1 protein-coding gene is annotated in these 420 nt (G+C 63.3%); it reads left to right on the top strand.

From position 1 onward, the window contains the following. Positions 1-19: 19 nt before the first annotated feature. Positions 20-420 (top strand): hypothetical protein (locus tag GVL03_RS20885; RefSeq protein WP_200847388.1); only part of this gene is annotated, 401 nt, incomplete at its 3' end.

The raw sequence follows: 420 nt of genomic DNA, 5'->3' as shown, positions 1-420 counted from the left end.
GAACAAAGAGCTGTCTCACGTGCAGGCGATGCTGGTGCTGGCCCAGGCGCCGGCGGAAGTTCACCGCATGGTCAACTCCGGGCAGGTGGGGGCAACGCTGGCCATCCAGGTCCTGCGGGAGAAGGGCGATGGTGCTCTGTCCTACCTGCGTGCCGCATTGGAGAAGGAGCAAGCCAAGGGCAAAACGAAGATCCGGCCCGCGGCACTCCGCGAATGGAAGCCGCCTCCGAAAATCGCCGGGGGCATCATCAATTCGGTCCAGGGTATGGTGAACTCCCTCGCCACGAAGCAGCGTCGCGAGCTCGCCGAGCTGGAGAAGCTCTCACCATCCCAGCTGAAAGGACGCAAGGTCGAAGTCGATGCAGCCGTGCTGCTTGAGATGGTGAAAATCTGGGGCACGGCGATGGATGCTCGCGCGGC

Origin of the sequence: Microbacterium sp. 18062 (genome assembly GCF_902706225.1) — a bacterium.
Classification (GTDB): domain Bacteria; phylum Actinomycetota; class Actinomycetes; order Actinomycetales; family Microbacteriaceae; genus Microbacterium.
Note: the sequence above shows the minus strand (reverse complement) of the source record. Positions and strands in the feature narration are given on the sequence as shown.